The organism is Thalassospira sp. HJ, assembly GCF_000948415.1.
GTDB lineage: Bacteria > Pseudomonadota > Alphaproteobacteria > Rhodospirillales > Thalassospiraceae > Thalassospira.
Genome location: NZ_JYII01000022.1, coordinates 1 through 10,492 on the forward strand (window position 1 = coordinate 1; position 10,492 = coordinate 10,492).

9 protein-coding genes are annotated in these 10,492 nt (G+C 54.6%); 5 read left to right on the forward strand and 4 right to left on the reverse strand.

Annotated elements, in window-relative coordinates:
* The first annotated feature begins 688 nt into the window (after window positions 1–688).
* On the forward strand, window positions 689–1,981 hold the full coding sequence (locus tag UF64_RS19505) for a M23 family metallopeptidase (protein WP_235285171.1): 1,293 nt from the start codon (window positions 689–691) through the stop codon (window positions 1,979–1,981).
* A gap of 210 nt (window positions 1,982–2,191) precedes the next feature.
* Here the strand turns inward: UF64_RS19505 and UF64_RS19510 are convergent, their stop codons facing one another.
* Both UF64_RS19510 and cyaY read right to left on the reverse strand, forming a co-directional pair.
* Entirely contained in the window at window positions 2,192–3,988 is a 1,797-nt protein-coding gene (locus UF64_RS19510; protein ID WP_044830314.1) for an ABC transporter transmembrane domain-containing protein, read from the reverse strand.
* Between the two features lie 46 nt (window positions 3,989–4,034).
* The gene (gene cyaY, locus UF64_RS19515) at window positions 4,035–4,367 is read right to left on the reverse strand and encodes an iron donor protein CyaY (protein WP_044830315.1); all 333 of its coding nucleotides are present in this window, start codon (window positions 4,365–4,367) and stop codon (window positions 4,035–4,037) included.
* A gap of 273 nt (window positions 4,368–4,640) precedes the next feature.
* Between cyaY and rpmE the strand changes: the two genes are divergently transcribed.
* Both rpmE and UF64_RS19525 read left to right on the forward strand, forming a co-directional pair.
* A complete protein-coding gene (gene rpmE / locus UF64_RS19520; RefSeq protein ID WP_008891651.1) occupies window positions 4,641–4,865 on the forward strand; it encodes a 50S ribosomal protein L31 in 225 nt (74 codons plus the stop codon).
* A gap of 255 nt (window positions 4,866–5,120) precedes the next feature.
* A complete protein-coding gene (locus tag UF64_RS19525) occupies window positions 5,121–6,974 on the forward strand; it encodes an adenylate/guanylate cyclase domain-containing protein (RefSeq protein WP_044830316.1) in 1,854 nt (617 codons plus the stop codon).
* Window positions 6,975–7,084: 110 nt separating this feature from the next.
* Here the strand turns inward: UF64_RS19525 and UF64_RS19530 are convergent, their stop codons facing one another.
* Together UF64_RS19530 and UF64_RS19535 are read right to left on the reverse strand one after the other, a co-directional pair.
* Complete coding sequence (locus UF64_RS19530; RefSeq protein WP_044830317.1) at window positions 7,085–7,531, reverse strand: DUF1465 family protein; 447 nt, start codon at window positions 7,529–7,531, stop codon at window positions 7,085–7,087.
* 492 nt (window positions 7,532–8,023) lie between these two features.
* Window positions 8,024–8,218 carry a DUF1192 domain-containing protein gene (locus UF64_RS19535; protein ID WP_044830318.1) on the reverse strand — a complete coding sequence of 65 codons (195 nt, stop codon included), beginning with the start codon at window positions 8,216–8,218 and terminating at the stop codon, window positions 8,024–8,026.
* An 89-nt stretch (window positions 8,219–8,307) separates the two neighbouring features.
* Here UF64_RS19535 and UF64_RS19540 point away from each other — a divergent pair, with 89 nt between their 5' ends.
* Both UF64_RS19540 and UF64_RS19545 read left to right on the forward strand, forming a co-directional pair.
* Window positions 8,308–9,315, forward strand: a complete 1,008-nt coding sequence (locus UF64_RS19540) for an NAD(P)H-quinone oxidoreductase (protein WP_235285172.1) — start codon at window positions 8,308–8,310, stop codon at window positions 9,313–9,315.
* A gap of 300 nt (window positions 9,316–9,615) precedes the next feature.
* Entirely contained in the window at window positions 9,616–10,296 is a 681-nt protein-coding gene (locus UF64_RS19545; protein ID WP_044830319.1) for a DUF1013 domain-containing protein, read from the forward strand.
* Window positions 10,297–10,492 lie beyond the last annotated feature (196 nt).

Sequence of the window (10,492 nt, forward strand, 5' to 3'; positions counted from 1 at the left end):
CTGATCTACAATGTCAAAGAACTCAAAGGCCGAAGCCCCGAACCGCTCGTTCCGCGTCGCCGTCTCGTTGGCGCCGCACCCCGTCGGTGGAGGCGGGTTATAGGCCCCACTCCCAGAACTGTCAAACCCTTTTTCGGAAAAAAATGCCGAAAAAATACAATTTTGTGAAAACAGGCCAAACAGGCAGGAACCGGGGGAATTTACCCTCATCCCGTGGTTGAGAAACCAGAGACAAACATGGATCAGGCTGTTTAGCGCCAGGCACACACAGTCCCCTCCAGCTCCGACATGAACGCGCCCGAAATTGCCCCTGCCCGAAAGCGCGATTTAAGCACGCCCGAAACACTACATATATATGTGTCGTTTCAGGTTGGCATTTTGGCCTCCGAAACGCTTGGTTCGTGACCCGAATTACAAACAGTTTTCGCCTGCCTTGATCTTGCCATTCTGCGATGCCACATGATCGCCGCCCATCAAAGCGAAGGCGGCAGGATTCCCTCAACGGTTCGTAAAGGAAATCGCGCCATTATGTCGTGATGGGTTCCACTTTTGCCCGCAGCAATTCGCATTTCACATCGCCAAATCTTTTATGTATAAGGTTTGAGGCGATGTTGCCGGAAAGAGCAACAGCTCGGGTGAACTGATTATTGTCTTTTAGGGGAGTTCTACGGCAATGGCCGGAAGAGACTTGGTTTCTATTGCAAGCGTGATGGTGATTCTGGGGGGAACAACCGGGTATTTGTTATCCGATCATTATTCCAACGCCTCGGATACGGCCCTGTCCGCCAGTGCAGCTGAAAGCCTCCATCTGGATGGTGACACCCCTGTCACCGAAACCGCCAGCATCCCCGATCTTGAGCCGCGCCGTGAAACAGTTGTCCTTGAACAAGGCTCCAACCTGATGGCGACACTGACTGCCACCGGCCTTGAGCGCACATCAGCCTATAATGCCATTGAAGCGCTGCGCGATGTTTTCAATCCGCGCAAACTGCGTGCCGGTCAGGAATTTGACCTTGTATATGCCGCAGACGCACAAGACGATATCGAACTTCTTGATCAGATGAGCTTCCAGCCCGATCCCGAGACCATTGTTTCGGTATCGCGCACAGATGATGGCTATCAGGCATCCTCGGACAAGATCGAACTGACCCCGGCACGTAATGTCGCATCGGGCACGATTGAGCAGAGCCTGTTTTTAGCGGCTGAACGCAATGGCGTTCCGATCCCTGTTCTGATGGACCTGATCGAACTTTATTCCTATGAGGTCGACTTCCAGCGCGACATCCAGCCGGGCGACAGTTTCGAGATCATGTATCAGGAACTTCAGAACGATGCCGGCGAGCGTGTTCGTTTTGGTGATGTGCTTTATGCAAGCATGACGCTGAGCGGCCATGAAGTACGGCTTTATTCCTATACCGACAGCAATGGCGAGACCGACTTCTATAATCAGAAGGGTGAGTCTTATCGTCGTGCGCTGATGCGGACCCCGATCAATGGTGCGCGGCTGTCATCGGGTTATGGCAAACGTAAACACCCGATCCTTGGTTACACCAAGATGCATAAAGGGATCGACTTTGCAGCCCCGACCGGCACCCCGATCTTTGCCGCAGGTAACGGCACGATCGCCAAGATTGGCCGCAATGGCGGTTATGGCAATTACATCCTGATCCGTCACAACGATTCCTATGACACCGCATATGCCCACATGAACGGCTTTGCCAAAGGCCTTCGTCAGGGTTCGCGCGTCAAGCAGGGTGACGTTATCGGCTATGTCGGCACCACGGGCCGTTCAACCGGCCCGCACCTGCATTACGAGATCCTGAAAAACAACGCCCAGGTCAACCCGATCCGCGTCAAGATGCCAAGCGGCAAGACGCTTAAGGGCGATGAGCTTGATCGTTTCCTTGCGGATTCTGATGTGCTGCGCAAACAATATGCCGAACTATCGATCGGCAACCGCAAGATCGCCAGCGCCGAGTAAGGCACAGATCAAACACCAATGAAGAACCCGCCCTTGTGGCGGGTCTTTTTGTTGCCTTGAGGGAATGGAATCGACGGCAGCGGACTGCCGCGAAGAAGCAGCGATGCACAGCTCTCAGCGACAAAGCAAATCAGAGCTATGCACTATGTGCTGGCACACAGGATGACTTTTGTTTGGGGAACGCTTTTAGGCGATGCGCCCTTGCTTTAATCAGGCAGCGTCGCGGTCAAACTGCAGCTTGGCCAAACGGCCATATAGTGGGGAGCTTTCAAGCAGTTCCTGATGGGTACCAACAGCAACCAGCTTGCCATCATCAATCACGGCAATGCGGTCTGCATGCAGAACCGTTGCCAGACGATGGGCAATCACCAGCGTCGTGCGTTCTTTCATGATGGTTTCAAGTGCCTTTTGGACAACCTGTTCGCTTTCGGCATCAAGAGCGCTGGTGGCTTCATCAAGAAGCAGGATGGTCGGGTTGCGCAAGATGGCGCGCGCAATCGCAATGCGCTGACGCTGACCACCGGAAAGGCGGACACCCTTTTCCCCCAGGAAGGTATTAAACCCGTCCGGCAGGCGATCAAGAAACTCACTGGCATGGGCAGCATCGGCAGCCGCACGGACTTCATCGTCGCTCGCACCCGGGCGACCATAACGAATATTGTCCCATGCATTGGCAGCAAAGATCACCGGATCCTGTGCCACCAGACCAATGCGTTCACGCACCGCCACCGGATCAGCGGTTTTGATATCGACACCGTCAACACGGATCACGCCACTTGCCGGATCATAGAAGCGCAGCAGCAGCTGGAAGACCGTGGTCTTGCCCGCACCCGACGGACCAACAAGGGCCACCGTCTCGCCCGGCTTGACCGACAGGTTGAGACCTTCGAGTGCGGAGCGATCCGGACGTGCCGGGTAATGGAAGGTGACGTCTTCGAAACTGACATGGCCCTGATGGGGGACTGGCATTGGTGCCGGATTTTCCGGTGCCTTGATTTCGGGTTCGGTCGAAAGCAAAGCGACAAGTCGCTCGGCCGCGCCGGCCGCACGTTGCAGATCACCAATCACTTCACTAATGGCACCAACCGATCCGGCCACGACCACAGCATAGAAGACAAAGGCGGAAAGCTCGCCGGCCGAGATCGTACCATCAAGCACATCATGGCCACCGATCCACAGGATGGTGCCAACTGCACCAAACACCATGACAATGACAATAGCGGTCAGAAGTGCACGCGCCGAAATGCGGGCGACAGCGGTTTTGAAAGCACCCTCGACATGACCACTGAAGCGATTGCTTTCGATTTCTTCGTGTGTGTAGGCCTGCACCGTGCGTAGCGCATTCAGCGTTTCTTCGGAAAAGGCACTGACATCGGCGACCCGGTCCTGGGATTCGCGTGACAGGCGGCGCACACGGCGGCCATAGCCAACAATCGGGATCACCACCAACGGCACGACCAGCAAGACAAGGGCTGTGAGCTTGGGGCTAGTAATGGCCAGCATCGACAGACCGCCGACAAACATCAGGGCATTGCGCAGCGCAATCGAAACACTGGAGCCAATGACTGCCTGCAGAAGAGTGGTATCGGTTGTCAGGCGCGAAAGCACTTCACCGGTTCGGGTCACTTCGAAGAAGGCCGAGTCCAGTCGGATGATATGGCGATAGACCGCGGACCGGATATCAGCCACCACGCGTTCCCCGATCCAGGAAACCAGGAAGAAACGCATATAACTTGCGCCTGCCAGAAGCAGTGTGACCGCAAACAGCACAAACAGTGCACGATCAAGCAGCGCGCCATCGCCTTCGGCAAAGCCTTCATCGACCAGCATGCGCAGGCCATTGCCAAGCGCCAGCACCGTGCCCGATGCTGTGACCAGAGCAATCAGCGCGCCGATAAGCTGCAAACGATATTTCGTGACAAACGGCACGATCACACGGAGCGACGAGAGGTTCCGGCTGGTTTCACGATCAGAGAGTTTTGCAGAAGAAGTCGGTGTACGCGCCAAGGCACTTTATCCCGTATGCAGTGGGAACCACGCAGCCAATCAGAGATCAGCCAAGATCAAGTTTGTTTCCGGTTTTGACCGCAAGATCAGTCGCAAGCTGATCATTCAGCGTGGTCGAGCCACGGGTCGAGGTCCAGGTTTCGTTGTCTTCATCAAAGTCATAGTGGCTTGCTCCGCTGACTGGCGAAGACAGCCAGACCTGACGGTTGGGGCCATGCTTGTTAATGATGAATTGTTCACCCGAATCGAGTTCGATGGTCAGGATTCCGGACTGCAGATCGACTTCAAGGTCATCGCCCAGTGCATCATCAATAACATCAGACAGCGTTTCGATGGTTTCGTCTGCAATCTGATGGAAGCGGGTTTCCTCAAGGGCCACAGTCTTGTTCTCCGTCTGTCATCGGGGTCAAACGCCCCGGCAAGGCGACAATCAAATGTTGGCGCACCATACTATATAAAGAGGCCTGTGCAAGTATGCATAAGCACGGGCGCGAGAAAAGCTTGAAACATGGGGCAAGCGCTGCTAAACGACCGCCAGATCGCTACTGCACTCCCCTCATTTGGCGTTAATCGGATAATTACCGGTTACAGGGGTTGCGCGAGCCGATTTTTTACACTATACACCGCGCTTCAAATTCCGGAGTGATAGGCGATGAAAAAAGATATCCATCCCGATTACCATGAGATCACCGTTCAGATGACTGACGGCAGCACCTTCACCACGCAGTCGACCTGGGGCAATCCGGGCGACGTGTTGAAGCTCGACATCGATCCGAAAAGCCACCCGGCTTGGACTGGTGTTCACCGTCTTCTGGACAGCGGCGGGCAGCTTGCTAAGTTCAAAAAGCGCTTCGCTGGTTTCAATATCGGCAACTAAGCAAAGAACACGCTTCTGTGTTCTGTGGGATCAGCGCCCGTCGCATCTTATTGATGCCGCGGGCGTTTTTCTTTGTCTAAACCATTAATTTGCATAGCTGGTGACGGTAAAAAACTATAGTTAGAACAACTATTAGCTGTTACGCAGCATATCTGATGGTGATTTCGGCATTTTTTTGCCATAATCCCCTTCGTTAGGATAAGGCGGCTTGGCTTTGCTGCCCTGTTCTGCTTGCAAGCATCACCAGGCTCTTAGATGAATCAAGTGACGGCACGTAACCAGGTTAGCTATGAGGTCTATGTTAAAGACCGCTCAGGCCGGTGGCAGATCCACGGCCACTTTACTGGTGCGCAAAAAAAGCAGGCAGAAGAAGAAGCCAAACAGATCGAGCGTGCCAACCACGTTACGGGCGTGAAGGTCATTCGCGAGGTTTATAACAACGCGACCAACAGCTCTGACGAATATGTCATTTACGAAACGCGCGGTCAGGGCAAGCTCGAAAACACCAATCCCAAAGCACAGCCAAAGCGGTCATCGCAGGCCAAGGCGCAAGCTCAGGCTCAACGCCCAGGCCCGGCGCCTGCACCGATGATGCCACGGGCCGATGCATCCGATGACAAGCCGAGCGAAGCTGCAGCTGCTGCTGTCAAAAAGCCCGCGGCAGCGCGGTCATCCGGATCTGTTGCCGAAAGCCAGACGCTTGTCGGTCTTGGTCTTAAGATGGCTGTGGCGTTCTGTGTGGCGATTGCAATTGGTCTTGCAACCATGCTGGTGACGGCCAAGGGTCTTGAATTCCTGCCAGACATGGGTGTGAAGATCAGTCAGAGCTTCTATGACAAGATCAACTTCCTGTCCTTTACCGTTGGCTTTTTGGCGAGCGTCGTCCCGATGCTGATGGCGCTGACCAAAAAGTTCAAAGGCCGTGCGCGGAAATCATCAGCCGCATCCGCCAGCCCGGCAAGGGGCAGAGGCACCCGTTCGGGAAGAGGTCAAGCACCCGGACAAAGTGCCGGTTCTGATGCCCGGCGCAAGTCGGCTGCCGAGATGGCTGCAGAAATGGCGCGCGAGGAAAGTGGCGAGACCGCTGATGACGCGCCCGAAGAATCAGAAGAACAGGACATCGCTGAAGAAACACCGGACGCGAAGGCCCCAGAGCCGATCGACGATACCCCGGAAAAGCCGATGGTCGAGACACGTGAAATGCGTGCGACCCGCGAGCAGATGCGCGACTTCATCACCGGATCGATCCAGGCCATTCAGCGCAGCGTGCCGTCGCTTGATGCCTATCACAAGTTTGGTGTTAATCTGTATGTCGCTGGCGCCTGTGATGCATGCAGCGAAAAACATGCCCTTGATCAAAAAGACGGGCGCATGATCCTGCGCGATTGCATTTCGGCGCTGGGTGCCAACAAAAGCATGGCCGATACATTCTGCAAGAATGTCGACGACTATATCCTCGAGCCGAAATACAAGGATATGTACGGTGCCGGTCGCCAGTCGATGGATGACTATATCAAGAACGAGAAAAGCATCACGACGTCGGTATCCAAGGCCATTGCCGACTGGAGCGACAAGCCCGCTGGCGGCCCACAAGGGGCCGCTGGCAAGAAGCTTCATGCACTTATGTTCACCGATATCGTCAATTCCACGGCCAAGACGCAGGAATTGGGCGATCATGGCGCACAGCAGATGGTCCATATCCATAACCAGATCGTGCGCACTGCGTTGATCAATAATTATGGCAAGGAAGTCAAACATATGGGCGACGGCATCATGGCCGTGTTCCCGTCTTCGGCGAGTTCGGTCGAAGCTGCCATTGAAATCCAGAAGAACATGGCATCACACAATGCCAGTCAGGACCTGAAATTCCAGATCCGCATCGGCATCAATGCCGGCGAAGCCATTGCCGAGGAAAACGACCTGTTTGGCAGTGTAGTACAGCTTGCCGCGCGTGTCTGTGCGCAGGCGGGCGGTGATGAAACGCTGGTTTCGGATAACGTCAAGAATACCTATAGCGGCAGCCGGGCAACGTTTGTCTCCCAAGGCACCCGCCAGATGAAGGGCTTCTCCGAGCCGATCGAGGTCTTCCAGGTTCAGGCGCGCACCTGATCCTTCGCCCACACTTATCTCTCCATCCATAGCAAGACGACAAACCCAAGCCACGCGCGGGGCCTGTGTCCGTCATCAATGGACTTGATGTAAGGGAAAGAGGCTAACGCTTAGCCGTTGCAGCGGGCGGCGACCTGTAGCTCCATGCGGGCAGTACGCATGTAAAGCGAGTGTGCACGGCCCATCAGGTCGAGAAGACCGGGTGAGATAAATCCGTACTCATCGTGCTGGTTGATGGTGCAAACCCGAAGATCGACCATCAGGTCATCGATATCGACCGCTTCGTCCCAAGGAATTTCACCCTCCTCCACCGCTCGCACGGCAAGCAACCACGCCATTGCACGGATCAATCGCGTGGTCATGCGCATCTCTTCGACGCATTGTGCAACGGCTTCACGGTTTCCCCGTTTTCTGCTTTGACCCCGATGCGCTGAGAGGTAATTGCGTGCCTCGACCAACAGGGTAAAGGCTTCATCGTAGGTCCGCGAAAAATGAACAACCGAGAAATTGCTTTGATACGACGCCGCCTTTGACGTCGGTGGATGCTCGTGAGTCATCCTGAATATATTGGGAAGGTGATGGACCGCTTCAAGGCAGGGAAATGCCCAAATAGAAAGACCGCCCACTTTCGGGGCGGTCTCACCTCAACCTGCTAAACTTGCCGGACTTTTTTGGTTTTGTTTTTTATTGTGTGCGAACTTTAGCCAGCGCTTCACAGGCGGTCAAGGCTATTCATGGCACAAATGTGATAATACGTATTAACCCGTACCCTTTTGCGGATTTATCCATATTCACGCGCGCGAGGTGACCGCAGTTCAATAGGATTAAGTTATTGAATATAAACCGGAAAGAAAAAGAACCGCCCTAAAAAGGGCGGCTCAGTTTAACAGGGAGGCATCGAAACATCACGTTCGACAAGGGGGTCATCAGATGACCCTCTATTCCACATATAAGGCGGCAAGTTTAATTTTCAATTAACCGCAGGTTTAAAAAAAACCATCCTCACGCATAGTGTTCAGAAAACCGGTACGAGATGGCTCTGCTGCACCTCAGCTTTTGAAAAGTGCTTCGGCCCCGGCCGCCGCACCCTTTCGGTGCGAGAGCGCCTCATCCACATGTTTAATTTCGCGTTCCAATACGGCGCGATAGTCTTTCAGGCTATCTACTGACATGCCTTCAAGATTACGCGGCAGACCAAATTCACCACCTTTGAAGATTGCGACATCTTCTTCGTCCACGGTCATCCTCCATTGTTTCCGACCCGGTCACGGTCATTGAATCTCTTACTGATCCTAGATAGGTATAAAACGCAGTTTTCGCCAATGAGGTCCCTATGTCCATTTCAGAATTTCCCGAAAAGATGAAAGCCATCGAAATCATCAAGGACGGTGACAAGCCTGCTCTTGTGCTGGGCGAGGTCGTGGTGCCGGACTATGGCGCTGATGATGTGCTGGTTCGGGTGGCGGCAAGCGGGGTCAATCGACCGGACCTTATGCAGGTTGCGGGCATGTACCCGCCCCCGCCCGGTGCATCTGAAATTCCGGGGCTGGAGCTTTCGGGCGAGGTTGTCGCGGTTGGCGCCAATGTCACTAGCTGGAAAATCGGCGACAAGGTTTGCGCACTGGTCACAGGTGGCGGCTATGCCCAGTATGCGGCTGTTCCGGCAGCGCAATGCCTGCCCGTGCCAAGCGGCATGTCCATGGCCGCCGCGGCCGGCGTTCCAGAAACTTTTTTCACGGTCTGGCATAACGTTTTTGACAAGGCCAAGCTCAAGGCGGGCGAGACGTTCCTGGTCCATGGCGGGACATCGGGGATCGGTACCACCGCCATTCAACTTGCCAAGGCGTTTGGCGCCAAGGTGATTGCAACGGCTGGCAGCGACGAGAAATGTCAGGCCTGCCGTGATCTCGGCGCAGACATTGCGATTAACTACAAGACGCAGGATTTCGTCGAAGAGGTCAAAGCTGCGACCGATGGCAAGGGGGCTGACGTCATCCTTGATATGGTCGCGGGCGATTATGTCAGCCGGAATTTCAAGGCAGCTGCCTTTGAGGCCCGCATCCTGATCATCGCCTTCCTGCGCGGGCCGAAGGCCGAAACCAACTTTACACCGCTGTTGCTCAAACGTCTGACGCTGATGGGCTCTACATTGCGGGCACAACCCGTCGCCAACAAGGGGGCGATTGCCGATGCCTTGCGCGAGAAGGTCTGGCCGCTTTTGGAGTCCGGCAAAGTCGTGCCGGTGATCTATAAGACCGTCGCGCTTGAACAGGCATCAGAGGCGCACGCCATATTGAAGGGTGGCGCGCACATCGGAAAAGTGATACTGGAAGTCGACTGATCGCGTATGGACGAAGGTCTGATATCTTTTATCTGACCAATCCATGGCAACATGCGTATGATTGCGGCTCGAAAAGAAATATTCTTTTCAGAACACCGCAACAGATTGTTGCATTTACCCGCACATTGATCGAAAAGAACGCAATGGCGGGTCCGACGATGCGCAGCAACCCCCGTGGTTGACCTTGCAGCATTGCCGGACCACCAAAAGAGATTATATTCTGGGGCATACATTCCCGCGCTTTTTGGGCCTTATACCCATCGCCGGTCTCCAGAGAGAAAGAAGGAAACAGGAGGAAATATGGCACAGCCCCTCATGCCCAAAGCAACCGCTGTATGGCTTATCGACAATACCGGCTTGTCGTTCCGGCAGATCGCGTCTTTCACCGAACTGCACGAGCTTGAAATTCAGGCCATCGCAGACGGCGACGTCGGTCAGGGTATCGTCGGCCTTGATCCGGTCGCCAATGGTCAGCTGACCAAAGAAGAAATTGAACGCTGCGAAAAAGATCCGCGCGAACTGCTTAAAATGGCGAAATCCGATCTGCCGCGCCCGCGTGCGCAGTCCAAAGGTGCCCGTTACACCCCGGTTTCCAAGCGCCAGGATCGTCCGAATGCGATTGCATGGCTGCTTAAGCATCACCCGGAACTTTCCGATGCACAGGTTTGCAAGCTGATTGGCACCACCAAGGACACCATCGGCAAAATCCGTGATCGTTCGCACTGGAACTCGGCAAACCTTGCACCGCGCAACCCGGTGACCATGGGTCTTTGCACCGAGCTTGACCTTGAAAAACAGGTCGTGATCGCGCGTTCGAAAAACCCGGAAAAGATTGCCAAGGACGTCGAACCGGATCCGCTGCCGGAAGAGCTGCAGATCAATCCGGAACCGGATTATCCGGGCAAGAAAAAAGACGAGAAGAAAGACGAGCCGAAAACTTCCGATTACATGGAAGCGGCCGAAAACCTCTTCAAATCCTGATCTATTCCAAAGGCCGCCCACCGGGCGGCCTTATACATTGAGAGGCACGAACATTTGCTATGATGTTGGTGCCTCTTTTCACTTGGGAGCCTGCGTATACGCAGGCTCCCGGATCCGTGAGGTGTTGATGCGGCCTTGGACTTTTACGTCCGTAAAAAAGCTGAACACTCACGGCCTCTGGAGGCATTGTCGAACC